This is a genomic window from Rhizobium sp. JAB6 (genome assembly GCF_003024605.1).
Classification (GTDB): Bacteria; Pseudomonadota; Alphaproteobacteria; order Rhizobiales; family Rhizobiaceae; genus Rhizobium.
This window is the reverse complement of record NZ_PYJQ01000001.1, coordinates 390230-415209: the sequence shown is the minus strand read 5'-3', so window position 1 is coordinate 415209 and position 24980 is coordinate 390230. Positions and strand designations below refer to the sequence as shown.

The window sequence follows — 24980 nt, the reverse complement described above, 5'->3', positions numbered from 1 at the left end:
GTCCAATCGCGAATCAATTGGCGGCAGTCTTTCAAAAAAGCAGCCATTTGTCCCGCTCAAGCGCCATTTATCGGCTGGCGGCATTACGCTCGGCCGGCATTTCCTCGGCAATCGCTTCCGGTGCCGGCAAGCCGCGTTCAGACGTGCCCGCTTCGCCCTCGGGCTTGGCGGGACGACGCCGGGCGGCATGACGCTTGCGGGTGATGCGCACCCGCTTGATGCGGCGCGGATCGGCATCAAGAATATGAAACTCGAAGCCCGGGAGCGCCTGCACGAGCTCGCCGCGCACGGGAATGCGTCCCAGCGCGGAGAAGATCAGGCCACCAAGCGTATCCACCTCGTCCACCTGCTCGGCGATGTCAAAATCCGGACCGATCGCGGCGGCGATCTCCTCCAGCTCGACACGGGCGTCGGCAACGAAGACATCCTCGGAGACGCGCTTGAACATCACTTCTTCATCATCATGCTCGTCGTCGATATCACCGACGACCATTTCGACGATGTCCTCGTGCGACGCCAGACCGTCCGTGCCGCCATATTCGTCGATGACGAGGGCCATCTGCGTGCGGTTGACCTGCATGCGGCGCAGCAGGTCGGAGGCGAGCATCGAGGGCGGAACGAAGAGGATCTTGCGGATGATGCCGGCCTCGGCCAGCGTCTTCTGCAGATCGACGCGCGACAGATCGAAATTCGGCTTGGCGGACCGCGCTGGCTTTTCGGCCGCAGGCGCAGCAGTTGGTGCGGCGGCAGCCTTCGTGCTGCTGCCGCGGCGCTTGTTGCGGGCCTGCTTGGCGACATAGGACAGCAGGTCGCGGATGTGCACCATGCCGCGCGGATCATCCAGCGTGTCGGCATAGACGGGCATGCGCGAACGGCCGCTCTCCTCGAAGAGGATCATCAGCTCGCCAATGGTGATGTTCTGGTCGACGGCCTCGATGTCGGCACGCGGCACCATGACATCCTCGACGCGCACCTCGCGAAAGCGCAGGATATTGTGCAGCATCGCCCGCTCGTCGGGGGAGAAGGCGTCGTCACCGGCGGCGTTGGTCATCAGCGCGTCGGCAAGGTCCTCGCGCAAGCGGGCGGCGTCCTGTGCCGGGCGCAGAATGCGCGCGGCACGTGCCCAGAATGAAGAGTGGGATCGCTTGCCGTTGCTACTACTGCCTACCTCGTCGGAGGAGGCTGCATCGGCTCCGTCTTTGGCCTCGGGGGCCGATTTCGTCGTAAAGTCGCTCATTGTTCCTGGTCAGACAGGGTTCAGATCAAATGGGGTCTTGTCCCGCATAGGGATCAGATAGGCCAAGACTCGCCAAAATGCGAGTCTCCAGCGCCTCCATTCTTTCGGCGTCGCTATTATTCATATGGTCGTAGCCGAAGAGATGCAAGAAACCATGCACCATCAAATGCGTCAGATGGTCGTCAAAACTCTTGTCGAGATCGACCGCCTCACGCTCCACCGTCTCCCTTGCGATGATGATATCGCCAAGCATCGGCCCGGGCTTGCCGCCGGGTTCCAGCGGAAAAGCCGGAAAGGAAAGAACGTTCGTCGCCTTGTCCTGAGAACGCCACTCCGCATTGATCTCACGGATCGAGGCGTCGTCGGTAAAGACCAGCGACAATTCCGGCGCCGTTTTTGGAAACGGCTGCTTTTCGTGTTTCTTGAGATAATTTGCCGCTTCGCCCAGCACGCGCTCGGCAAGCGACTGTAATATTTCTTCGGAGGGCCAATCGCCCTCCTCCACGCTGATCTGTATATCGAGTTCGGCCATGAGCTTCCGTAATCGCAGATCAGATCTGCGGATCGCCTTCCTCTGCCTTTGCGGCATAGGTGGAATCATAGGCCCGGACGATGCGCGCCACCAGCGGATGGCGGACGACGTCCGTATCCTTGAAGCGGACGATGGTGATGCCTTCGACGCCGTTCAGAAGCTCGAGCGCTTCCACGAGGCCGGACTTTACGCCGCGCGGCAAGTCGATCTGGCTCGGATCGCCGGTCACGATCATCCGCGAATTTTCGCCGAGACGGGTCAGGAACATCTTCATCTGCATCGACGTGGTGTTCTGCGCCTCGTCGAGGATGACGGCGGCATTGGAGAGGGTGCGGCCACGCATGAAGGCGAGCGGCGCGATCTCGATGACGCCTGCGGTGATGGCGCGTTCGACCTTATCGCCCGGCATCATGTCGTAAAGCGCGTCGTAGAGCGGGCGCAGGTAGGGATCGACCTTTTCCTTCATGTCGCCGGGCAGGAAGCCGAGGCGCTCGCCGGCTTCGACGGCCGGACGCGACAGGATGATCTTCTCCACGGCACCACGCTCCAGAAGCTGGGCGGCGTGGGCGACGGCGAGATAGGTCTTGCCCGTACCGGCAGGACCAACACCGAGGACGAGCTCGGAGCGCTCCAGCGCCCGCATATAGGCATCCTGGGTCGGCGTGCGCGCGATGATCGTCTTCTTGCGCGTCGAAATCTGCGCCATCGTCAACTTGGCTTTTCTCTCCATGGTCGGCAGCGTCAATTGATCGTCGGCGGCAACCGCCATGCGGATTGCCCCTTCCACGTCGGAACGCTCTACATTGCCGCCTTTTTGCAGCTTGTCATAGAGATAATCGAGCGTGCGGCGCGCCTGATTGGTGGCCAGCACATCGCCTGTGATGACAACGGAATTGCCGCGAGCGCGCGCATCGATGCCGAGGCGCTCCTCCAGAAGCTTTAGATTCTGGTCGAACTGCCCGAAAAGTTCGCTGGCGAACCGATTGTTTTCGAACGTCAGGGTGAAGTGATTGGCGTCGCTCGCGGTGCGGGGCTGGCGCGATGAAGAAGAAACCAATTCCTGTCCGTTCAAGCGGTGCGGCTCCTTTGATCCGTCCGGAACCTAGAGCAATTCAGCAAAAAGGCTGTTGGTGCTGGTTCCGGTGATTCGTACGTTGATAATGTCACCGATTTGCGATGCTTTTGCATCAACATTCACAGATTGAAGCCAGGGAGAACGTCCGATCAACTGGCCCGGCATCCGGCCCGGCTTTTCCAGAAGGATATCCACTGTTTTGCCGACGCAAGCCTCCGCAAACGCATGCTGCTGCCGCAGCAACAATGCCTGCAATCGCTCCAGCCGCTCGGTCTTGACCTCTTCGGGCACCTGATCCTTCAACTCCGCACCGGGCGTGCCCGGCCGCGTGGAATATTTGAACGAGAAGGCCTGCGCGTAATTCACCTCCTCGATGAGCTTGAGTGTATCCTCAAAATCCTGGTCTGTCTCCCCCGGGAAGCCGACGATGAAGTCACCTGAAAGGGCGATATCGGGGCGCGCCGTACGGATTCTCCCGACGAGCGTCAGATATTCCCCGGCCGTGTGTCGCCGGTTCATCGCCTTCAGTGTGCGATCGGAGCCAGCCTGAACCGGCAGATGCAGATAGGGCATCAGCGTCCGCAGGTCGCGATGCGCGCCGATCAGGCGGTCATCCATGTCGCGCGGGTGGCTGGTGGTATAACGCAGCCGCGCGAGGCCGGGGATTTCCGCCAGGCGATAAAGGAGATCGCCGAGACTCCAGGCTTCGCCCTTCGGGCCGATGCCGTGCCATGCATTGACATTCTGGCCGAGCAGCGTGATCTCGCGCACGCCGCCATCCACCAGCTTCTCGGCCTCTTCGACGATCTGCGAGACCGGGCGGGAGACTTCGGAGCCGCGGGTATAGGGAACGACACAGAAGGTGCAGAACTTATCGCAGCCTTCCTGCACCGTCAGGAAGGCGGTAACGCCGCGGGCGCGGATCTTCGTCTTCTCGGCGATCGGCAGATGTTCGAACTTATCCTCGATCGCATATTCCGTATCGACGACCCGCTCACCTTCCTTGGCACGGCGCAACGCGTCGGGCAGACGGTGGTAGGTCTGCGGGCCGATGACGACATCGACGGCGGGCGCGCGGCGCAAGATTTCCTCACCCTCGGCCTGCGCGACGCAGCCGGTCACGCCGATCATCATATCGCGGCCGGCGGCGGCCTTGCGCTTCTTCATCTCGCGCAGGCGGCCGAGAGCGGAATAGACCTTTTCGGCCGCCTTCTCGCGGATATGGCAGGTGTTCAAAAGGACGAGATCAGCCTCTTCCATGTCCTCCGTCGGCTCATAGCCGTCGCGGGAGAGCGCATCGCTCATCCGCGTGGAATCATAGACGTTCATCTGGCAGCCGTAGGTCTTGATGAAGACCTTGCGGCTGTTGGAGCCGTCGCGGGAACCGAGCTGCAAAGCGTCGGCCGCCGGGGCGTCGAGGGTCAGGCTATCCTTGGTCATGGGCCGCTATGTAGTGGCTTTTGCTTTCGGAGAAAATGAAAAAGTTGGAATCACCTGGAAATCAGGCGATCTCGCGCCCGAGCAGGCGGCTGGCAAGCATATTGCGGATGCGCCTGGCGATCGTGGCGCTGACTTCCTTACGATTGGTGCCGGCGCGATAATCCACCGCCTCGCCGAAACAGACGTCGACATCGATCGCACCGCACTGGATGATGCCCTTCAGGTGCGGAACAAGCTCGATATCGCCGGGCCATGCCGTCAGCGGACGGTAATAGCGGCCCATCGGCGTTCCATGGACGCGGGTATAGGCGACCGCGACCGGCTGAACATGCACGACGGCATCCGGCGCCTTCGGCAGGGCGGCGGCGGCGGCGCCGAACAGGGAGGATTTGACTTCAAGCAGCCGATTGCCGTCCGAAGTCGTGCCTTCGGGGAACAGCACCATGATTTCGCCGTCGGCCATGCGATCGGCGATCTCGTTCACCTGCTCGCCGGTCTTACGCTTCTGCTCGCGCTCGACGAAGACGCTCTTCTGCCATTGTGCAAAAAGCCCGAAGATCGGCCAATCCCGTACTTCGGATTTGGCGATGAAGGAGACATCGGCCACCGCCGAGAGCACGAGAATATCGAGCCAGGACGAATGGTTGGATGCCAGCATCAATGGCCGGCTCGTCTCGAGCTTACCGACGACATGAATGCGGACACCGAGCCAATAGCAGACGATGCGATGCCAGTAGCGCGGCAGATAGCGCCGGAGCTTCCAGTCAAAGCGCAGGCAGAGGATCTGCAGCGGCAGCATCACCGCGCTGACGGCGCAGATGACCACGGCGGCACAGCCGATGCGCAGCCAAGTCATCAAATCATTCGCTCCTGCATGAAAGCCTTCACGTCAACCTTCGTCCTTCTTCAGCGGGATGCCGTAAAGCTCCAGCCGGTGGTCGACGAGTTTGAAGCCGTGTTCACGGGCAATGCGCTCCTGCAGAGCCTCGATCTCCGGTGAATGGAATTCGATCACCACGCCGCTTTTCAGGTCGATCAGGTGATCGTGATGTTCCTCCGGCACGGTCTCGTAGCGGGAGCGCCCGTCGCGAAAATCGTGGCGAGCAAGAAGGCCGGCATCCTCGAACAGCTTTACCGTGCGATAGACCGTGGAAATCGAGATTTTCGCATCCACCTCCACCGAGCGTCGATAGAGCTCCTCGACATCCGGATGATCCTCGGAACTCTCGATGATGCGCGCAATGACCCGGCGCTGGTCCGTCATGCGCATGCCGCGCTCGGCGCAAAGCTCCTCCAGGGATTTTACGGCGTCATCCATCAATTGCTGTCTTCGGTCTGTTTGGACTGTAACAAGGGCTAGAGCGCCGAATTGCCGCTCTATCTACTTGTTTTGCCGCATTTGTGCGGCGCCAGATGATGCCACCTGGCTGCAAAATGCTCTAGCGAAGAACGCGGCGCATGACAAGCGCCGTCGATTTTGCGCCGTTGTCGCCAGTATAATAGGCCTTGCGCTCGCCGACCGTCTCGAAGCCCAGCTTGCGGTAGAGGCCAAGCGCCGGCTCATTGCCGCCATCGACCTCCAGAAACATGGTTTCGCCGCCACGATTGCGGGCTTCGCGCAGCGCCGCCTGCATGAGGCGCCAGCCGAGACCGGAGCGCGCGAGCTTGGCGCTGACGGCAATCGTCAGGATTTCGCCCTCGCCCGCCACATGCCGGGCCAGCACGAAGCCGGGAAGCGCCTTTTTGAGGATGGCGTTGGTCTGACGGGCGACGAAGCCGAAGGTGGTCTCCTGCGAAAGGAGACCCTGAAATTCAGTCTCGTCCCATACCCGCTGGAAGCGTTCGCCATGCAGGAGCGCCACTTCGGCGCAATCCTTCAGTTCCATCGGGACGATTTCGTATTCTGCTTTCAAGGTCAGATAGGATTCGAGCATGTCTATTGCCTGGCAACTGCGTATCCGGCCTGCGGTCTGGCATCGGGTCCGCGAAGATAAAGCGGCTTCGGCTTTTCGCCGGCAGGCTTGCCAGCGCCCAGCCGGGCGACGATGGCAATCGGAAATGCGTCTGGCCGCTCCGCAGGCGGCGCGTCGCTCAGCCGGGCGACGGCCGTTCCAGTGACGATCCCATCGAATGCGCCGGCGATTGCCCGCGCCTCGTCGATCGTCACGGCCCGAGCCTCGTCCAGCGGGTTGCCGTCGGCACCGAAGCTTTGAAGATAGATCTCCTCGCGCTTGGCATCGATGGCAGCCAGAACCGACTTGCCCGGATTCTGCGCTCTGGCCGTCGCCGCCATGACCTCGAGGGTCGTGACGCCAACCGCTGGAACATTGAGGGAAAGTGCAAAACCGCGTGCGGCTGCAACGCCGATGCGAATGCCGGTGAAGGAACCGGGGCCGACGGTCACGACGACACGCTCAATGGCCGAAAGCGTCACACCGGCTTTCGCCAGCGCTCCGTCGACCACGTGCATTAGATGTTCGGCATGCCCCCGTCCGATCGTTTCCGTGACCTCCCCCATCACAGAATCACTGCCGCTATCATACACAGCGGCAGCGCAATCCACACCTGCCGTGTCGAGCGCCAGTACGATCATGTCAATTTTTCCGACAGGCCGGGATCAGACGGCTTCGACTTCCTGCACTTCCGGTACGAAATGGCGCAGCAGGTTCTGCACGCCATGCTTCAGCGTCGCTGTGGAAGACGGGCAGCCGGCGCAGGAACCCTTCATGTTGAGGTAGACCTTGCCGTCACGGAAGCCGCGGAAGGTGATGTCGCCGCCATCCTGAGCAACGGCCGGACGAACGCGGGTTTCAAGCAGCTCCTTGATGGTCAGCACGATCGATTCGTCGCCCTCGTCGAAGAATTCGCCGCCGGCATCCTGCACTTCGGACAGAACGGACGCCGAACTCATGACCGGCTTGCCCGACATGAAATGCTCCATGATCGAACCGAGGATGGCGGGCTTCAGATGCTGCCATTCCTGATTTTCCTTGGAGACGGAAATGAAGTCGTAGCCGAAGTAAACGCCGATCACGCCCGGTATTTCGAAAAGGCGGGCAGCGAGCGGCGACGCTTCGGCTTCCTCAGCGCTGCGGAATTCGGCCGTGCCGCTTTCCATCACCACTTTGCCCGGCAGAAACTTGAGGGTCGCGGGGTTCGGCGTCGCTTCGGTCTGAATGAACATTTTTGATCTCCATGCGGCGGGCGAAAACCCTGTCCCGACTTTAGAATATTTCAAAAGAAGATAGGCTTTTTGGCCATTCTATTCAAGAGAATGTTTCTCAAGAAATGGCGTCCACCCATCAACTCAGCGCGTCGATTTCCTCGTTGCTCAACGTGTCCGGAAGCACGGTCACCGGGATCGGAAAAGCGGCGGCTCGACCAGCGATCGACGAAACCAGCGGGCCGGGACCTTCCTTGGCGGAACCTGCCGCAAGAACGAGGAGCGCGATATCCCGATCCTCTTCGATCACCGCATTGATCTGCTCTGCGGCCGATCCCTCACGGATGACAATTTCGGCGTCGATCCCGATATTCTCACGCACGGCTTGCGCCGCCTTTGCAGTTGCGGCCTCGGCCTCCTCGCGCGCTTCCGCCCGCATGATCTCCTCGACCCCAAGCCATTGCTGGAAGTCGCCCTCGGGGATCACATAGAGCAGAACAAGGCCGCCATTGGAGTTCTTGGCGCGCCGGCCGGCATAATGGACGGCGCGCTGGCATTCAGGCGTGCCGTCGATGACCGCCATGAACTTGCGGCGATGGCCTTCGAGCCGAGAGAGACGTTTTGAAACCATGCGGCGACTCTGACACCCGACGGCAGCGTTTTGCAAGCCCCCGTTTGGCAACGGGCGCTCTCCATTACGACATCAATAGAGAAAACCGATAATGTCGCGAACCTGCTTCATGGTCACGTCGGCGCGGGCGCGGGCGCGGGCGGCGCCATCGCGGAGCACGGCGTCGATATGGCCGGGATCGGCCATCAGGCGGCGCATTTCCATCGTGATCGGTGAGAGCACATGCACGGCGAGATCGACCAGCGCCGGCTTGAAGACCGAGAATTGCTGGCCGCCGAATTCCGAGAGAACCTCGGCCTTCGACTTGTCGGCAAGGGCCGCATAGATGCCAACCAGATTGTCGGCTTCCGGGCGGCCGGCGAGGCCGGCGATTTCGCTCGGCAAGCCGTCCGGGTCGGTCTTGGCCTTGCGGATCTTCTTCGAGATGTTCTCCTCGTCGTCGAGCAGATTGATGCGCGAGAGGTCCGATGCATCGGATTTCGACATCTTCTTGGTCCCATCGCGCAGCGACATGACACGCGGCGCCGGGCCATCGATCAGCGGCTCGACCATCGGGAAATAGGCATGCACCGGCTCGTCGCCGACGGTGATATCGATGCCATAGCCCGTGCGGCGAATATGCTCCATATAGTCCAGATTGAACTTCATGGCGATGTCGCGGGTCAGCTCCAGATGCTGCTTCTGGTCGTCGCCGACGGGAACATGCGTGGCGCGATAGAGCAGGATGTCGGCGGCCATCAGGCTCGGATAGGCGTAAAGGCCGAGCGAGGCCTGCTCGCGGTCCTTGCCGGCCTTGTCCTTGAACTGCGTCATGCGGTTCATCCAGCCGATGCGTGCGACGCAGTTGAAGATCCAGGCGAGCTCGGCATGCCCCGGCACGGCCGACTGATTGAAGACGATATGCTTTTCCGGATCGATGCCGGCTGCAAGGAAGGCGGCGGTGATCGAGCGTGTCTGGTTCGGCATGTCCTCATGGACGAGCTGCGCCGTCAGCGCATGCATATCGACGACGCAATAGATGCAGTCGTTGTTGGCCTGCAAGGCCACGAACTTGCGGATCGCGCCGAGATAGTTGCCGAGGTGGAGATTGCCGGTTGGCTGAACGCCGGAGAATACGAGCGGCTTGAATTCGGTCATGTCGTCCTCAAAAGGCTTGTGGAGGGCCCGGGTGAGCGGCGCTCGACCCTTGGTTCGAGCGGCTTATGCACGCGGGATCAACGGGGATCAAGAGGCTATGTGACAGAGTCTCAGGAAGAATGCTGAATGAGATCCCAGGTGTTGCCATAGGGGTCGGCAAAGACCGCCACCGTGCCATAGACTTCATGGCGCGGCTCCTCCAGAAAACGCACGCGCTTTGCCTTCATCGCGGCATGATCGCGGGCGAAATCATCGGTCTTGAGGAAGAAGCCGACCCGCCCACCGGTCTGGTTGCCGATCGCCGCGCGCTGGCTGTTGCTGGCGGCCTGGGCGAGCAATAGCGCTGCCCCTTCCTCGCCTTTCGGTCGGACGACGACCCAGCGCTTGCCCTCCGGCTGTGCCTCGTCAGCCAAGCAATCGAAGCCGAGGGCATCGCAATAGAAGGCTTTGGCACGGTCGTAATCATCGACGACGAGGGTAACGAGGAAGAAGGATTGGGGCATGAGAGGGCTCCAGGATCAATTGATTGCGAATATGCGGAGAGTGCCCCCTCTATCCCTTCGTGATAGAGGGGGGTGTCAGAGGCTCCAAATGCACTGAGGTTGGATACTCCTCACTCCCCATTCACGGCCTTCGCATCCGACGCTGGCGCAGCCCGCTTGCGCTTCAAATTGCGGCGTACCATGCCCAAATCTACGCCGCCGATCAGGAAGGCGACGATGAAATACACCGCCATCGCAATCAATATGAGCAGGCCCAGGACGCCGGTCTTGGTGAGCAGCGTCGAGCCGGACCCCAGAAGCGGCTCCCACCGATGAGACAAATATACGATGACGCCGCCCATGACGGCGGAGGATACGAGCAGCATCACAGTGCGGCGCGCCAGCGCCCACTCCCAGGAAAGATGTCCCCGGCGATAAAGCGTGACGAAGAGCTGCACGGCGTTCAGCCATCCGGCAACCGCCTCGGCAAGCGCAATGCCGCGTTCGGCCAGCACCGGGAAAAGCAGGATGGATAGCACCGAATTGACGGCGACGGCGACCGCCGTGTAGCGCATCGGCGATTTCGTATCTTCGCGGGCATAAAAGCCGGGCTGCAGCGCTTTGATCAGCACGAAAGCCGGCAGGCCAAGGCCGAAGATTGCGAGGATGGAGCCGACCAGCTTTGTATTTTCCGAGTTAAAGGCGCCACGCTCGTAAAGCACGCGAATGATATCGTCGGAGAGAAGCCAGAGGGCGACAGCGGCCGGCAGGGTCAGGAACAGCACGAATTCGATCGAGCGGTTCTGGATATTGGCGGCCTCCTTGATATGGCCCGACTTCAGCGAACGCGCCAATTCCGGCAAAAGCACGATTCCGACCGCGACGCCGACGACGCCGAGCGGCAACTGGTAGATGCGATCTGCATATTGCAGGGCGGCGATCGCGCCTTCCTTGCCAGAGGCGATCGCCTGGCCGATCACCAGATTGATCTGAGTGACGCCGCCGGTGATGGCCGCTGGGATGGCAAGAAGCAGGAGCCGTTTGACATTGGGCGTGAAGCGCGGAAAGCGCAGGCCGATATTGATGCCGGCATGGCGCACGCCGATATAGACGACGGCGAGTTGCAGCACGCCCGCCACCAGCACCGACCAGGACAGGTACCAGGCGGTGGTCAGCGGATCGGCGCCAAAATAGATCGCGTAGAACAGCGCGCTGATCATTACCAGGTTGAGGAAGATCGGAGCCACGGCGGCGGCGAAGAAATGATGCAGCGAATTCAGCATGCCGCTCATCATCGCCGTCAGCGACATCGACATGAGATAGGGGAACATCACGGCCGCCAACCGGACCGTCAGGTCGAATTTCTCGGCATCGTCGGCGAAACCAGGCGCGATGACCCAACGCACCAGGAGCGGCATGGCCAGTTCCATGACGATGGTGATCAGCAGCAGAACGGAGAAGAGAACGCCGAACACCTCCTCCGAGAAACGCTTTGCGCCCTCAATGCCGTTCGCCTCGATCTCCTTGGCAAAGAGCGGCACGAAGGCGGCGTTGAAGGCGCCTTCGGCGAACAGGCGGCGGAAGAGGTTCGGAAAGCGGAAGGCGGCGTAGAAGACGTCGGCCATCGGCCCCGTGCCGAGCGCGGCGGCCATCAGCGTTTCGCGGGCGAAGCCGAAGATGCGGCTGCCAAGCGTCGCGCCGCCGACGGTAATGAATTTCTTGACGAGGCTCATGCGGCTGAACCGGCTTTCTTCTCGGTGTCTGACTTTTCCACGGCGACGCCGCGCGTGGCGGCCGGCGCGATGATGCCGGAGGGCATGCGCTCGCGCATTTCATCCTCCTCGCCCGCCATGACGGCTTTCAGACGTGCGGTGATATAGGCCCGCCTGTTCTCGTTGGAAATCTTCTGCCCGATGAGATCGGCGACGTAGAAGGTGTCGATGACCTTCTCGCCGAAGGTGGTGATGCGGGCGGACTGGATATCGAGCGACAGATCCGAAAGAACGGCCGTGATTTCCGACAGCAGGCCCGGGCGGTCGAGGCATTCGACCTCGATGACCGTGAACTTGTTGGAGAGGCTGTTGGTGATGATGACCGACGGCGGGATGACGAAAGCCTTGTTCTTGCGGCGGTTCTTCGTCCGCGTCGCGATGACCTCCGGCAGGCGTTTGCGGCCGGCCAGCACGTCCTCGATCATCTTGCCGATAGTAGCAGCGCGGCGCAGCTCGTCGGCATCGTCGGGGAATTCGCGGCTGACATGGATGGTATCGAGCGCGCGGCCGTCCGACGTCGTGAAGATCTGCGCATCGGCAATATTGGCGCCGGCCGCGGCACAGGCGCCGGCGATCACGGTCAAAAGACGCGGATGGTCGGGCGAAAGCACGGTGATCTCGGTGATTGCGTGGAAGCTGTCGGTGCGCACCATCGTGGCGAGCACCTTACCCCCCTTGTCGGATTCACGCATGAACTGTGTATGGCGGATCTGATCTTCCAGCGGCACGGACAGAAGATAGGGCTGATAGTGCAGCTTGACGTAGGCCTTGCGCTCCTTCTGGCTCCAATCGGCAAGTGCGTGTTCCAGCGCTTCGGCGGCAGCTTCGGCGCGCTCCTTGCGCGAGACTTCGGAGAATCCGCCTGACAGCAGCAGCTCTGTCTCGTAGTAGAGCGTACGCAGCAGCTGACCTTTCCAGCCGTTCCAGACCCCTGGGCCGACGGCGCGGATGTCGCAGACGGTCAGGATTAGCAGCATCTTCAGCCGGTCGAGCGACTGCACCCGGTCGGCAAAATCGATGATGGTCTTGCGGTCGGTCAAGTCGCGCGTCTGGGCGACCATCGACATGGTCAGGTGTTCCGCGATCAGCCAGACCACCAGCTCCGTCTGCTTCGGCGAAAGGCCGAAGCGCGGGCAGAGCTTGCGTGCAACTGCGGCGCCGGCTTCCGAGTGGTCTTCCTCGCGGCCCTTGGCGATATCGTGCAACAGGACAGCGACGTAGAGCGCTTCGCGATCCTCGATGCCGGGCATCAGCTTGTTGGTCAGCGGATGGATATCCTCGGCCTTGCCCTTGTCGATCTCCGACAGCACCTCGACGGCGCGGATCAGATGCTCGTCCACCGTATAGTGGTGATACATGTTGAACTGCATCATCGAGACGATCTTGCCGAATTCCGGAATGAAGCGGCCGAGCACGCCGGCCTCGTTCATGCGGCGCAGGATCAGCGCGGGATCGCGCTTCGAGGTAAGGATGGAGAGAAAGAGCCGGTTCGCTTCCTCGTTCTCGCGCAGATCGTTGTCGATGAGGTTCAGCGAGCGGGTGACGCGCTTCAAGGCATCCGGATGGAATTCCAGCCCATTGATGTCGGCGACGAAGAACAGCCGGATGAGATTGACCGGATCGCGCTTGAAGATATCCGGATTGGCAAGCGCGATGCGGCCGCGATCCTCGACGAATTCGACGGTGCCGGCGATCTTGCGCGAGCGGTTGGCAAAGCGGCTGATGACGCCGGTGAGGCCGGGGGTGGCCTTCGCCTGCTGGTCCTCGAGGGCGGCGCAGAGGATGCGGGTGAGATCGCCGACATCCTTGGCGACCAGGAAATAGTGCTTCATGAAGCGCTCGACGGCAGAAAGGCCCGGGCGGGCGTGATAGTCGAGGGCTGCGGCGATATCGCGCTGGATATCGAAGGAAAGCCGCTCTTCCGCCTTGCCGGTCAGGAAATGCATGTGGCAGCGCACGGCCCAGAGGAAATCCTCAGCCTTTTCGAAGAGGCGGTATTCCTGCTTCGAGAGCACGCCGAGCTTCACCAGCTCAGCGGGATCGCGGACGTGGTAGTAATATTTCGAGATCCAGAACAGCGTATGCAGGTCGCGCAGACCGCCCTTGCCTTCCTTGACGTTGGGCTCGACCAGATAGCGGGTATCGCCGGCCTTGCGGTGTCGCTCGTCGCGTTCGGCGAGCTTGGCGGCGATGAATTCCGGACCGGTGTTGGTGACGATTTCCTTGTCGAAACGGGCCTGCAGCTCACGCTCCAGCGCGATGTTGCCGCAGATATAGCGGGTTTCGAGAATGGCGGTGCGCACCGTCATGTCGGACTTGGCCTCGCGGATGCATTCCTCGACCGTGCGCGTGGCATGGCCGACCTTGAAGCCCATGTCCCAAAGCATATAGAGGATGAATTCGACCGCCTTGTGCGTCTCGCTCTGCGGCTTTGGCTGAAAGAGGAAGAGAAGGTCGATATCGGAGCCCGGCGCCAAGGTATCGCGGCCATAGCCGCCGACGGCGGTGACGGAGAAGGCGCCTGCCTGTTTCGGATGGACGTGACGGACGGTGAAATCGTAGAGGACGGTGATGATCTGGTCCTGCAGCCAGGAAATCCGGTGCGCGCAATCGAGCCCGCTGCCGTCGGCAATCAGCGATCGCCGCGCCTCTTCACGCCCATCCTGGCTCGCCTTTTTCAACAGCGCTAGCAGGGGGGAGCGCCCCTCATTCTTATCCAGGCCGCGTTTGGCCAGAGCCTCGCACTCCGCCTTCAGCGCGGATACATCGAGAATGGTCGAAAAATCGATATGATGCGTTTCCATGCCCTGCCGATCGGCTTTCTCTTCGCTGACCGCGACCGGTTGCCCGCGCGCCCGTCTTTTTGTCTGCATGCGCTATAGCCTCTTTGCCCGACGATTGACACCGCCATTCTACGCCCGCATCCTCCAAGCCAGCCAGAGCCGACTATCTCGAATCGAGATCCCTCAAAATTTCTATCGGGTCAACGTTGACGAAGCGTGACGGCAATCGACGCAGAAACCGGCAGTTTTAGGGCCTTGCCGGCTCGATCGCCCGCCGGAGCTCATTCAAGCTATGCAATATGTTCCGCGATTGGGCGCCGATCTGCGTCACCATTTCGCGCTCGCATTCCCAATAGCCCGCCTTGGCGATCTTCGAGCAGATGTCGGAAATGCGGCTGCAGGACAAAGTGATGTCGAGCAGGCCGCGATCGGATTCACAATCCGGGGGTTCCCCTTCGCCGCAGATCTTGCCGCGCGCGGCGATCGGAGAGAAGCGCTCACCCAGAATGCGGACTTCGGCGAGAAGAACTTCGAGATACATCATATTGTCCTTGGAATATCGCCTTTGGTCAGCTGCTTTTGGTAAGCGTTTTCTTCAGTTCATAGAGCACATCCAGAGCGGCGCGCGGCGTCAGATCGTCAAGATCGAGCGCCCTTAACCTCTCCTCGACTTTGGACGGCTCACGCCGGCCAACGACCTCCTCCCGGCGGACGGCCACCTGGAAGAGAGGCAGATCATCGATGAGCTGGCTTGCCGGATTCTTGCGGTCGGCATCTTCGAGCCGCGTCAGAACGTCGCGGGCACGCGCAACCACGGATGCCGGCAGGCCTGCCAGACGCGCGACCTGGATGCCATAGGAGCGATCGGCCGCCCCCGGCCCGACCTCGTGCAGGAAGATGACATCGCCATCCCATTCCTTCACGCGCATGGTGGCATTGGAGAGCCGATTAAGCTTCTCCGAGAGCACGGTCAGCTCATGGAAATGCGTGGCGAAAAGGCCGCGGCATCGGTTGGCCTCATGCAGATGCTCGACGGCGGCCCAGGCAATGGAAAGGCCGTCGAAGGTCGCAGTGCCGCGACCGATCTCGTCAAGGATAACAAGCGAACGTTCGGTCGCCTGATTGAGGATCGCCGCCGTCTCGACCATCTCGACCATGAAGGTCGAGCGTCCCCGGGCCAGGTCGTCGGAAGCGCCGACGCGCGAGAACAGCCGGTCGACGATGCCGATATGGGCCGAAGCGGCCGGCACGAAGGAGCCCATCTGCGCGAGAATGGCGATCAGTGCGTTCTGGCGCAGGAAGGTCGATTTACCGCCCATGTTCGGACCGGTCAGGAGCCAGATGGCGCCATCCTTGCCGCCGGATTTCGGCGAGAGGTCGCAATTGTTGGCGACGAAGGGACCGCCAGCCTGGCGCCGCAGCGCCTGCTCCACCACCGGATGGCGGCCGCCCTCGATGGCGAACATACGGCTGCCATCGACGACCGGCCGGCAATAGGCCTGTTCCTCGGCAAGCAGCGCAAGCCCTGCCGCGACATCGATTACCGACAGCGCGCGGGCGCCGGCCTTGATCGCCTCGGCAGCAGCGACCACGGCCGCGACCATGCGATCGAAGGCCTCGAGCTCGATTGCCAGCGCCTTATCGGCGGCATTGGCGATGCGGCTTTCGAGATCGGCAAGCTCGGTCGTCGTGAAACGCATGGCGTTCGCCATGGTCTGGCGGTGGATGAAGCGCGCCTTGGCTTCGCTTGTATCCGTCATCGGACCCGCGTTGCCGGCCGTAACCTCGATGAAGTAGCCGAGCACGTTGTTGTGCTTGATCTTCAGCGACTTGATGCCGGTCTCCTCGGCATATTGCAGCTGCAGGCCGGCGATGACGCGGCGCGACTGGTCGCGCAATGCCCGCACTTCATCCAGTTCGGCATTCGCTCCTTCCCGCAGGAAACCGCCGTCACGCTTCAGCAGGGGCAACTCGTCGGCAAGCATTGCCGCGAGCATGGCTTCGAGATCGGCGGGCAAAGCTTTCAGCCCGTCCAAGGCGGCGGCAAGCTCCTCCGGCAGCAAGGCGTCGCCGAGAAGCCGGGCAAGGTCGGCGGCGGCGGCCAACCCCTGCCGAATCGCCCAGAGATCGCGCGGGCCGCCACGATCGAGCGCGAGGCGCGACAGGGCGCGCGGCATATCGGGCACATGCTTCAATGCCGAACGCAAATCGCCGCAGAGCGACGGTTCCTCGGTCAGAAAGCCGATCGAATCGAGGCGCTCATTAATACGGGCAGAGTCGGTCAGCGGCGACATCAGCCGTTCGGCGAGGAGGCGTGCGCCGCCGCCGGTCACGGTGCGATCGATCGCCTTCAGGAGCGAGCCGTTGCGATCGCCGGAGAGCGTGCGAACGAGCTCGAGATTGGCGCGGGTGGCGGGATCGATGAAAAGCGTTGAGGCGCCGCTTTCGCGCTCTGGCAGGCCCAGCGGCGGCCGCTCGGCGAGCTGGGTCTTTTCGACATAGGCAATCGCCGCTGCGGCAGCAGCCAGTTCGGCGCGGCTGAATGTGCCGAAGCCATCGAGTGTCGACACTCCAAAATAACGCGTGATCCGTCCCTCGGCGCTGGCGCTGTCGAAGAGCACGGCCGGCTGCGGAACGGCTGTGCGGCCGAGAATATCGAAAACCGGCTTCAGGTCCGGATCGTGGAACATCGTATCCGGCAGGATCAGTTCTCTCGGGTCGATGCGCAGGATATCGGCGAGCAGCCGCGACGTCTCCGTTTCGGCGAGGCGGAAGACGCCCGTCGAAATATCGATCCATGCGAGTGCCAGCTGCGGTTCGGCTCCGCCGCGAATGCGCGCGAGCGCCATCAGATAATTGGATTCCGAAGGCGAAAGCAGCTTCTCCTCGGTGATCGTGCCCGGCGTCACCAGACGCACGACATCGCGCCGCACCACCGACTTGCCGCCACGCTTCTTGGCTTCCGCCGGATCTTCCACCTGTTCGCAGACGGCGACGCGGAAACCAAGCCCGATCAGCTTTTGCAGATAATCGTCGGCTGCATGAACGGGCACGCCGCACATCGGAATATCCTGTCCCATGTGCTGGCCGCGCTTCGTCAGCGTGATGCCGAGCGCGCGCGAAGCATCGATAGCGTCTTCGAAGAACAATTCATAGAAGTCGCCCATGCGGTAGAACAGCAGCGAACCGGGATTGTTCGCCTTGATCTCGATATATTGCTCCATCATCGGAGTGGCCGAAGCGCGGCTTTCCTCCGAGGCAAGCTCGGCGGCCGAGAAAGCATCGATGCTGGCGTTAATACGTTCGTTCACGGAGGTGCAGTTTTTCCAAAAAAATGAGGTGCCACCCTATCCGCGCGCCGCTATAGAAGACAACAGCTATCGGGCAAGAGGGACCGGTCGCCCACAGGAGGTTTGGAGGAACAATGGCTGACAGCAAGAGCAAGTCGCGTCCGGGAACGGGGATCACCGATCAGGAAGCACTGGACTTCCACAAGAACGGCCGCCCCGGCAAGCTTGAGATCAACCCGACCAAGCCGATGGCGACACAACGCGATCTCTCCCTTGCCTACTCGCCCGGTGTGGCCGTCCCCGTGAAGGCGATCGCTGCCGATCCGGCGACCGCCTACGACTATACCTCGCGCGGCAACATGGTCGCCGTCATCTCCAACGGCACGGCCATTCTCGGCCTCGGCAATCTCGGCGCGCTCGCCTCCAAGCCAGTCATGGAAGGCAAGTCGGTCCTCTTCAAGCGCTTCGCCGACGTCGATTCGATCGATCTTGAGATCGACACCGAGAATGTCGACGAATTCATCAATTGCGTGCGCTATCTCGGCCCCTCCTTCGGCGGCATCAATCTGGAAGATATCAAGGCACCCGACTGCTTCATCATCGAGCAGCGCCTGCGTGAGCTCATGGATATCCCCGTCTTCCATGACGACCAGCACGGCACCGCCATCATCGCCGCCGCCGGCCTTATAAACGCGCTTGAACTCACCGGCCGTGATCTCAAGAGCACCAAACTCGTCTGCAACGGCGCCGGCGCTGCCGCCATCGCCTGCATCGAACTCATCAAGGCAATGGGCTTCAACCCGGAGAACATCGTCCTTTGCGACACCAAGGGCGTGATCTACCAGGGCCGCTCCGAGGGCATGAACCAGTGGAAGTCGGCTCACGCGGTCAAGACCGACAAGCGCACGCTGGCGGAAGCGATGAAGGGTGCGGACGTCGTGTTCGGCCTGTCGCAGAAGGATGCCTTTTCCGAAGAGATGATCCGGTCCATGGCCGAGCGGCCGATCATCTTCGCCATGGCCAATCCCGATCCGGAAATCACGCCGGAGGAAGTCGCCCGCATCCGCGACGACGCCATCATGGCGACCGGGCGCTCCGACTACCCGAACCAGGTCAACAACGTCCTCGGTTTTCCCTATATCTTCCGCGGTGCGCTCGATGTGCGCGCCACAACCATCAACGACGAGATGAAGATCGCCGCCGTCAATGCGCTGGCAAGCCTTGCGCGCGAAGACGTGCCCGATGATGTGGTTGCTGCCTATCAGGGCGCAAGGCCGCGGTTCGGTGCGCAATATATCATCCCCGTGCCCTTCGATCCGCGGCTCATCTCGGCAATCCCCGTAGCTGTCGCAAAAGCCGCGATCGAGAGCGGCGTCGCGCGCCGCGAAATACCAGACATGGCCGCCTATGCGCGCGAACTCTCGGCCCGGCGCGATCCGATCGCCTCGACGCTGGCGCAGCTCTACGAGCGCGTCCGCCGGCATCAGAAGCGCATCGTCTTTGCCGAAGCGGAAGAGGAGCAGGTCATGCGCGCCGCTCTCTCCTACGCCAATCAAGGGCTCGGCACCGCCATCCTGCTCGGCCGCGAGGATCTGATCCAGGCGACAGCCGAACGCGCCGGCATCGATCTCAACCGCCCCGGCCTCGAGATCGTCAATGCCCGCATCTCGAAGCGGGGCGACGCCTATATCGATTATCTCTATGCCCGGCTGCAGCGCCAGGGCTATTTGCATCGCGACGTCACCCGTCTCATCCACAATGACCGCAATCACTTCGCCGCCTGCATGGTGGCGCTGGGCGATGCCGACGGCATGGTGACTGGCGTGACCCGAAACTATTCGACCGCGCTCGGCGACGTGCGCCGCTGCATCGACGCCAAGCCGGGGCACCGGGTCATCGGCATATCGATCGTGCTTGCCCGGGGCCGAACCGTCTTCGTCGCCGACACTGCCGTGCATGACATGCCGACCTCGGAAGAACTGGCCGATATCGCCGAAGAGGCAGCCGGTTTCGCCCGCCGCATGGGCTATGAGCCGCGCGTCGCCATGCTCGCCTATTCCACCTTCGGCCATCCCCCGGGCGAACGCTCCGAGCGGGTGCGCGAAGCGGTTGATATTCTCGACAAGCGCTACGTCAATTTCGAATTCGACGGCGAAATGGCCGCCGATGTCGCACTTGACCGCAAGCTCATGGAAAGCCTCTATCCCTTCTCGCGGCTTTCCGGGCCGGCAAACGTGCTTGTCATGCCGGCGTTCCACTCTGCGGCGATCTCCACCAAGATGCTGCAGGAGCTCGGCGGCTCCACGGTCATCGGGCCGCTGCTGGTCGGTCTCGACAAGCCGGTGCAGATCACATCGATGGGCGCCAAGGATTCCGATATTGTCAACATGGCCGCCATCGCGGCCTATGGCGCGGGATCGTAGACGCAAACTCGTGAAATTGAGCCGGCGGCCCAACAAAGATGATGGGCGCGCGTGCCAATTCGGTGTAAAATGGTCGGATGAGTGAAGCTCAGGTCCTGTTCGCAGTGCTGCGCCATTCAGCGCAGCCTGATATTGCCGATGCTATCGAGCGGCTCGTCCTTGAGGCACCCGACCGCAAGCTCAATCGTGTGAATGCACTGGCCTTCGCCGCCGCCCAGGGTTTCGAGGAAGAGCAGACCATCAACGCCTTCCTGCACGCATCTCGCCTTGGCCTCTTCGAAATGTCGTGGAATGTTCTCTGCCCCGGTTGCGGCGGAGTATTGGATGCCAATACCTCGCTGAAAACCGTGCAAAGCGACACCTATAACTGCACGCTTTGCGCCGCCGGCTATGAGCCGACGCTCGACGAGATGGTGGAAGTCACCTTCACCGTCAGTCCGCGCCTGCGCCACATAGAAGCGCACAATCCGCACGACCTGCCGCCGCTCGAATATTTTCGCCAGATCTATTGGGGTTCGGGCGTCGACCTTCCCGACGAGGGCTATGAAGAAAAGGTCGATCAATTCGTCCTGGAATCCCTGGAACTGCCGCCCGGTGAGAAAGCGGTGATATCGCTTCAATTGCCGGCGGAATTTACCATCATCTTCGAGCCTGTCACGCACGCGGCGCAATTCCTCGACGTGAAGGGAGAACCATCGAAGGAGCGGCAGGCTCTCTCGCTCGTTTTCGATCGCATGCACCGTCATAGCGAGGCAATCGAATTGCGGCCCGGCCCCTTGCGCGTCCAAATGGAGAACCACACCGATCTTCGTGTGCTGCCATCGATCTGCGTCGCCAACGAGGCTCTTCATACGCTGCTCGGACAACGCCGGCCCTTTCTGACCGCCAAGCACCTGCTTTCCAACCAGACCTTCCGCGACATCTATCGCACGGATACGATCGATATCGACCAGCGGCTGAAGATCACCAGCCTCACCTTTCTGTTCACCGACTTGCGCGGTTCGACGCAATTATACGAAAGGGTCGGCGATCTTGCGGCCTTCGATCTGGTCAAAACCCATTTCGGCATCCTGCACGAGATCGTAGCGGCGGAGGCGGGTGCGGTCGTCAAGACGATCGGCGATGCCGTCATGGCGACCTTCCCGACGCCGGACCGGGCGCTCAATGCGGCGATGCGGATGCGGGAGGCCATGCTCAGCCTCAATGAAGAGCGCGGCAATGACGATCTTCTTCTGAAAATCGGCATCCATGAGGGGCCGTGCATCGCCGTGAGCCTGAACGAACGGCAGGATTATTTTGGGCAGACGGTCAATATCGCCTCCCGTGTCCAGCACCTTGCCACATCACGGGAAATATTCGCAACCAGCTCGGTGCTCGATCATCCGCGCGCCGCCGAACTGATGACAAGGCGCGGCCTAAGACCGCAATCGCATCATGTCGCGCTGCGCGGCATCACCGACGCGATCGACATCTTTGCTATCCCCTAGAGCGGCTCAGCTTTTCCCGGAATCTCCGACCCGCTCTATCTCTTTGTTTTTGCGCAATTCCGGACGGAAAACCGCCACACACTTTTCCTGGAATTGCTCTATACCATCAGCTGGCGAAGCGACCGGCATCCGCGCCGTAATAATTCACGTAGCGGTTGGAAATGCTGGCGATCGGCAGAACGATCAGAACATCCGTGGTGTTGAAGGCATGATCGACGACAGCGCTCGAGCCGACCATGGCGCCGAGACGCAGATAGCCCTTGATCAAAGGCGGCAGCGACATCAGCGCCTTTTTCGGATTGATCGCCTCGACCGGCATCAAATCCATGTTGCGGGCAAGCGACGGCAGCGCGCCGACGGCCCATTCGTCCTTGGCAAGGACATTGTGATAGAGGAAGGACAAAGCGAGAGCGTGCTGTTCCGGCAGGACACCGGGGAAGGAGGCACAGCCGAACATGGCACCCATGCCATGCTTCAGCGCATAGGCCCAATTGCCCTGCCACAGCAGTTCGACCGTGCGCTTGGTGCGGTAATCCGGCAGCACGCAGGAGCGGCCGAGTTCCATGAAACGCTTATCGGGATGACGGGCGAGCAGCGCGTCGATGTCGAATTCCGAGGAGGAATAGAAGCCGCCGTTCGCCATGGCCACTTCCTGACGCAGCAGGCGATACGTGCCGACGATCTGGTCCTCCGGATCGCCTTCCAGCGACCGGTCCAGCACCAGAAGATGGTCGCAAATGTCGTCCCAGCTGTCGACGTCGCGCTGACGACGCATGGCGTCGGCCGGCAATTGCGCGTTCATCTCCTCGACGAAAACGCGGTAGCGTACGGCCTGAGCGGCATCGATTTCGCGCGCCGTGCGGGCAAGACGCGTCTCGAGATTTCCGATGCGTCCGAGCACATCGCTGGCAACCGGCTCAACCGTTGCCTTTGAAGACTGAACCATTTCGCCCTGAGCTTCGCGATTCAAGATTTCGATGGACATGGCGATTCTCCCCCTGCGGGCCGATATAGCGCCATAAACCAAATTCGTGCGACAGGAAAGTGACACGCAGCTTGGCTAAATGCAAGAACCGTGCCCGTTGCAATTTTCGAATAAGCGCGCCGTCCCCAACTTAGCGGCTGCAAATGCCACAGGTTGAGCCCTCCCTGCAGGCTCTATCGAACATTGATGAGCCGGCTTCCTGTTCTTCATTCGAAGATCGAAACTTATTTTCAGGCGCGTTCGAAAACCGGTCGCGACAGGCTCTTCAGCACCGTCTTCAGCTTCTCTGGATCGACCGGCTTGACGATGACGGCATCGGCACCAGCCAGCAGCGCCTGACGGCGGATCGAATCCCGGCTGTCCGCGGTCAGCACGATGATCGGCAGCGACGGCAGGCCTTGCCTGCGTTCATGGGCTCGCAATTGCGCAAGCACAGCCGCACCCGTGCCGCCCGGCATGTTGAAATCCGTCACCAGCACCTCGGGGCGCGTGTCGGCCTTTTCGATGCGAGCTCGAAGGCCATCGAAATCCTCGACGAGGCGCACCCTGTGGCCCGCCTTGGAGAGCATGGCGCGAACCAGCATGGCGTTGACGGAATCGTCCTCACCCAGGAGAATATCGAGCGCACGGTCCTCCTCCGCCTCGGGCGTCGTAATGCCGATCTCCGAGACCGCCTCGATAAGGGCATCGCGCTTTTCCATGCCACGCATGCGGCCTCTCAGCACATCGATCAGCGACTGCTCACGCAGCGGACGGATGAGCCAGGCATCGAAAAGATCGAGCGGATGGGTGTTGCGCTCCTCGGGATTGACCAGGAAGATCTTGCGCAGCCGCGGCACCGCAAGCGCATTTCCCTCGCTGAAATACCAGGGCGCCATGCGATGATCGACGATGAGGTCCGTCCACACCCCGCCTTCGCCCATCGGGAACGAAGGCAGCAGATCGTCCATGTCGCCGGGGCCGATCAGCCGGCAGCGACCGCCAAGCGTCTGTATGGTCCGCATGATGGCCGTGCTTGCCGCCCCTTCGGGGGCGAGCAGCAGGATACGAGAGCCTCTGAGCATGGTATTGCGCCGATCGTATCCATCCCCTCCGGCAACCAGGCCGACGGGGAAGGAGATGACGAACTCGCTGCCCTTGCCGCGCTCGCTGGCAACGCTGAGCCCGCCGCCGAATTCGCGCAGGATGCGGGCGGAGATCGCAAGGCCGAGACCGGTGCCGGCGCTTCGTTCGACCGTGGTGCCGGCTTGCTCGAATTCGCCGAAGACGCGGGCCTGCTCCTCCTCGGTCATGCCGGGACCGCTATCACGCACCGATATCGTCAAATCCCTGCCATCGAGATCGACGCTGACAAGAACCCCGCCGGTCTGGGTGAACTTCACAGCGTTGCCGATCACGTTGAACAGAATCTGGCGCAGACGGGCGGGATCGAATTCCAAGCTCTCCGGAACATCGGCCGCAACGCTTGCGGCGATTTCTATGCCCTTTTCATGGGCGCGATGCGCAAGCATCTCGATGACGCCTTCCAGCAGCGGCCGCAAAGCCTCCTGACGCGGATGCAACTGGAAGCGGCCGACTTCGATCGTGGAGAAATCCAGGAGATCTTCGACCAGCTGCACCAGCGCGTGGCCCGACTGGCGAATGCCGGTGAGGTAATTTGCCTGCTCCAGGGTCAACGGGGTCTGAGCAAGGAGATGGTTCATGCCGAGAATGCCCGACAGCGGCGTGCGGATCTCATGGCTGACGGTGGCGAGCAGGCGTGATTTCGCGGCGCTGTTATATTCGGCCTTCAATCTCGCGTCTTCGCGCAGGCGGGCAGCCTGCCGCTCCTCCGTCACGTCGCGCGCGATGCTCTGTATGCATAATTGCCCGGTCGTCGCATCGCGGAACATGACGTCGTGCCAGGCAAAAATACGCCGCCCCTCGGGTGTTGCGATTTCCGCATCCTGATGCTTCGCATCGGTGACGGCGCGGAATACGAGGCCGGTCTCCTCCAGCGTCAGGCCTTCCGGATGCGGTCTGCCCGTCAATCTGCAGAACGTGGCATTGGCATGCAGTATCCGCCGGTCGATGCTGCGAGTGACCGCGATATCGCCGAGCGCATCGTGGACGGTGGCGAGGAGATTGGCGCTTTCCCTGTGCTCCCACAGGCGATCATGCTCGCTCTCGCTGACATCGGCAGCGGCAATCTCGGGCTCGCCCGCGGCACTGCGGGCCTTGACGATGCCGACAGCGGTAAGCGCCAGGGCCGCAAGGCCAAACAAGCCCAAGAGCAGCAGCGGACCTCCGGCAAACCCGGTCGCAAGGAGGGCTACCCCAGCCACGAGACCGCCGCCATTCAGCCAATGGCTCTGCAGCCACCGGACCTGCGCGGGCAACCGCGATTGCCGGCCCGCCTCCTGCGGTGTCGCCGTTTTTGCAGGCGACGACTCGTCGGCAGCCGGTCCTTCGATCGGGTCCGTTTGAGCGTGAACTGCCGCGGCGGCAAGCTTTTCCTGCAGATCTGCCAGAGTGTTCATGCAATCTGGCTATCACATGCACGG

At 61.7% G+C, this 24980-nt stretch carries 20 protein-coding genes; 2 read left to right on the top strand and 18 right to left on the bottom strand.

Translation table 11 applies throughout. The features are described 5' to 3' along the window. Positions 1 to 67 precede the first annotated feature (67 nt). From C7U61_RS02065 to mutS, 16 genes are all read right to left on the bottom strand, one after another. Complete coding sequence (locus C7U61_RS02065; RefSeq protein ID WP_106996475.1) at positions 68 to 1237, bottom strand: hemolysin family protein; 1170 nt, start codon at positions 1235 to 1237, stop codon at positions 68 to 70. A 25-nt stretch (positions 1238 to 1262) separates the two neighbouring features. Continuing rightward, the gene (gene ybeY / locus C7U61_RS02060) at positions 1263 to 1769 is read right to left on the bottom strand and encodes an rRNA maturation RNase YbeY (protein WP_106996474.1); all 507 of its coding nucleotides are present in this window, start codon (positions 1767 to 1769) and stop codon (positions 1263 to 1265) included. A gap of 19 nt (positions 1770 to 1788) precedes the next feature. Further along, positions 1789 to 2841, bottom strand: a complete 1053-nt coding sequence (locus C7U61_RS02055; RefSeq protein ID WP_106996473.1) for a PhoH family protein — start codon at positions 2839 to 2841, stop codon at positions 1789 to 1791. 30 nt (positions 2842 to 2871) lie between these two features. Continuing rightward, on the bottom strand, positions 2872 to 4284 hold the full coding sequence (gene miaB, locus C7U61_RS02050) for a tRNA (N6-isopentenyl adenosine(37)-C2)-methylthiotransferase MiaB (protein ID WP_106996472.1): 1413 nt from the start codon (positions 4282 to 4284) through the stop codon (positions 2872 to 2874). Positions 4285 to 4345: 61 nt separating this feature from the next. Then, positions 4346 to 5143 (bottom strand): lysophospholipid acyltransferase family protein, encoded by a 798-nt coding sequence (locus C7U61_RS02045; RefSeq protein ID WP_106996471.1) that lies wholly within the window; start codon positions 5141 to 5143, stop codon positions 4346 to 4348. Between the two features lie 30 nt (positions 5144 to 5173). Next, positions 5174 to 5602, bottom strand: coding sequence for a Fur family transcriptional regulator (locus C7U61_RS02040; protein WP_106996470.1), 429 nt, complete (start codon positions 5600 to 5602; stop codon positions 5174 to 5176). Positions 5603 to 5723: 121 nt separating this feature from the next. Then, positions 5724 to 6218 (bottom strand): N-acetyltransferase, encoded by a 495-nt coding sequence (locus tag C7U61_RS02035; RefSeq protein WP_106996469.1) that lies wholly within the window; start codon positions 6216 to 6218, stop codon positions 5724 to 5726. A gap of 2 nt (positions 6219 to 6220) precedes the next feature. Then, positions 6221 to 6877, bottom strand: a complete 657-nt coding sequence (gene tsaB / locus C7U61_RS02030; protein ID WP_106996468.1) for a tRNA (adenosine(37)-N6)-threonylcarbamoyltransferase complex dimerization subunit type 1 TsaB — start codon at positions 6875 to 6877, stop codon at positions 6221 to 6223. Between the two features lie 24 nt (positions 6878 to 6901). Further along, a complete protein-coding gene (locus tag C7U61_RS02025) occupies positions 6902 to 7468 on the bottom strand; it encodes a NifU family protein (protein ID WP_106996467.1) in 567 nt (188 codons plus the stop codon). Positions 7469 to 7586: 118 nt separating this feature from the next. Further along, entirely contained in the window at positions 7587 to 8078 is a 492-nt protein-coding gene (locus C7U61_RS02020; RefSeq protein ID WP_106996466.1) for a universal stress protein, read from the bottom strand. A gap of 72 nt (positions 8079 to 8150) precedes the next feature. Then, positions 8151 to 9215, bottom strand: a complete 1065-nt coding sequence (gene trpS, locus C7U61_RS02015) for a tryptophan--tRNA ligase (RefSeq protein WP_106996465.1) — start codon at positions 9213 to 9215, stop codon at positions 8151 to 8153. 110 nt (positions 9216 to 9325) lie between these two features. Beyond that, positions 9326 to 9718, bottom strand: a complete 393-nt coding sequence (locus C7U61_RS02010) for a VOC family protein (protein WP_106996464.1) — start codon at positions 9716 to 9718, stop codon at positions 9326 to 9328. A 110-nt stretch (positions 9719 to 9828) separates the two neighbouring features. After that, on the bottom strand, positions 9829 to 11430 hold the full coding sequence (murJ, locus tag C7U61_RS02005; RefSeq protein ID WP_106996463.1) for a murein biosynthesis integral membrane protein MurJ: 1602 nt from the start codon (positions 11428 to 11430) through the stop codon (positions 9829 to 9831). Then, a complete protein-coding gene (locus C7U61_RS02000; RefSeq protein ID WP_106996462.1) occupies positions 11427 to 14342 on the bottom strand; it encodes a [protein-PII] uridylyltransferase in 2916 nt (971 codons plus the stop codon). Before C7U61_RS02000 ends, murJ begins: the two co-directional genes overlap by 4 nt. Before the next feature lie 157 nt (positions 14343 to 14499). Continuing rightward, positions 14500 to 14793, bottom strand: a complete 294-nt coding sequence (locus C7U61_RS01995) for a hypothetical protein (RefSeq protein ID WP_106996461.1) — start codon at positions 14791 to 14793, stop codon at positions 14500 to 14502. A 28-nt stretch (positions 14794 to 14821) separates the two neighbouring features. Beyond that, positions 14822 to 17563, bottom strand: a complete 2742-nt coding sequence (mutS, locus tag C7U61_RS01990; RefSeq protein WP_106996460.1) for a DNA mismatch repair protein MutS — start codon at positions 17561 to 17563, stop codon at positions 14822 to 14824. 113 nt (positions 17564 to 17676) lie between these two features. Here mutS and C7U61_RS01985 point away from each other — a divergent pair, with 113 nt between their 5' ends. Both C7U61_RS01985 and C7U61_RS01980 read left to right on the top strand, forming a co-directional pair. Continuing rightward, entirely contained in the window at positions 17677 to 19965 is a 2289-nt protein-coding gene (locus C7U61_RS01985; RefSeq protein WP_106996459.1) for an NADP-dependent malic enzyme, read from the top strand. Positions 19966 to 20042: 77 nt separating this feature from the next. Continuing rightward, positions 20043 to 21452 (top strand): adenylate/guanylate cyclase domain-containing protein, encoded by a 1410-nt coding sequence (locus C7U61_RS01980; RefSeq protein ID WP_106996458.1) that lies wholly within the window; start codon positions 20043 to 20045, stop codon positions 21450 to 21452. 106 nt (positions 21453 to 21558) lie between these two features. Here C7U61_RS01980 and C7U61_RS01975 read toward each other — a convergent pair whose 3' ends face one another. Both C7U61_RS01975 and C7U61_RS01970 read right to left on the bottom strand, forming a co-directional pair. Further along, entirely contained in the window at positions 21559 to 22437 is an 879-nt protein-coding gene (locus C7U61_RS01975; protein ID WP_106996457.1) for a GNAT family N-acetyltransferase, read from the bottom strand. Positions 22438 to 22667: 230 nt separating this feature from the next. Further along, positions 22668 to 24956: a PAS domain-containing hybrid sensor histidine kinase/response regulator gene (locus C7U61_RS01970; protein ID WP_106996456.1), complete on the bottom strand. Its 2289-nt coding sequence runs from the start codon at positions 24954 to 24956 to the stop codon at positions 22668 to 22670. Positions 24957 to 24980: the final 24 nt, after the last annotated feature.

What these genes read in the sequence shown, in the direction of transcription:
- C7U61_RS02040 (WP_106996470.1), bottom strand. Translation starts at nt 5,602, where the DNA reads ATGGATGACGCCGTAAAATCCCTGGAGGAGCTTTGCGCCGAGCGCGGC.
- C7U61_RS02020 (WP_106996466.1), bottom strand. Translation starts at nt 8,078, where the DNA reads ATGGTTTCAAAACGTCTCTCTCGGCTCGAAGGCCATCGCCGCAAGTTC.
- C7U61_RS01975 (WP_106996457.1), bottom strand. Translation starts at nt 22,437, where the DNA reads ATGTCCATCGAAATCTTGAATCGCGAAGCTCAGGGCGAAATGGTTCAG.
- C7U61_RS02025 (WP_106996467.1), bottom strand. Translation starts at nt 7,468, where the DNA reads ATGTTCATTCAGACCGAAGCGACGCCGAACCCCGCGACCCTCAAGTTT.
- ybeY (WP_106996474.1), bottom strand. Translation starts at nt 1,769, where the DNA reads ATGGCCGAACTCGATATACAGATCAGCGTGGAGGAGGGCGATTGGCCC.
- murJ (WP_106996463.1), bottom strand. Translation starts at nt 11,430, where the DNA reads ATGAGCCTCGTCAAGAAATTCATTACCGTCGGCGGCGCGACGCTTGGC.
- C7U61_RS02035 (WP_106996469.1), bottom strand. Translation starts at nt 6,218, where the DNA reads ATGCTCGAATCCTATCTGACCTTGAAAGCAGAATACGAAATCGTCCCG.
- C7U61_RS02010 (WP_106996464.1), bottom strand. Translation starts at nt 9,718, where the DNA reads ATGCCCCAATCCTTCTTCCTCGTTACCCTCGTCGTCGATGATTACGAC.
- C7U61_RS02000 (WP_106996462.1), bottom strand. Translation starts at nt 14,342, where the DNA reads ATGCAGACAAAAAGACGGGCGCGCGGGCAACCGGTCGCGGTCAGCGAA.
- C7U61_RS01995 (WP_106996461.1), bottom strand. Translation starts at nt 14,793, where the DNA reads ATGTATCTCGAAGTTCTTCTCGCCGAAGTCCGCATTCTGGGTGAGCGC.
- C7U61_RS01980 (WP_106996458.1), top strand. Translation starts at nt 20,043, where the DNA reads ATGAGTGAAGCTCAGGTCCTGTTCGCAGTGCTGCGCCATTCAGCGCAG.
- miaB (WP_106996472.1), bottom strand. Translation starts at nt 4,284, where the DNA reads ATGACCAAGGATAGCCTGACCCTCGACGCCCCGGCGGCCGACGCTTTG.
- tsaB (WP_106996468.1), bottom strand. Translation starts at nt 6,877, where the DNA reads ATGATCGTACTGGCGCTCGACACGGCAGGTGTGGATTGCGCTGCCGCT.
- C7U61_RS01985 (WP_106996459.1), top strand. Translation starts at nt 17,677, where the DNA reads ATGGCTGACAGCAAGAGCAAGTCGCGTCCGGGAACGGGGATCACCGAT.
- trpS (WP_106996465.1), bottom strand. Translation starts at nt 9,215, where the DNA reads ATGACCGAATTCAAGCCGCTCGTATTCTCCGGCGTTCAGCCAACCGGC.
- C7U61_RS01970 (WP_106996456.1), bottom strand. Translation starts at nt 24,956, where the DNA reads ATGAACACTCTGGCAGATCTGCAGGAAAAGCTTGCCGCCGCGGCAGTT.
- C7U61_RS02065 (WP_106996475.1), bottom strand. Translation starts at nt 1,237, where the DNA reads ATGAGCGACTTTACGACGAAATCGGCCCCCGAGGCCAAAGACGGAGCC.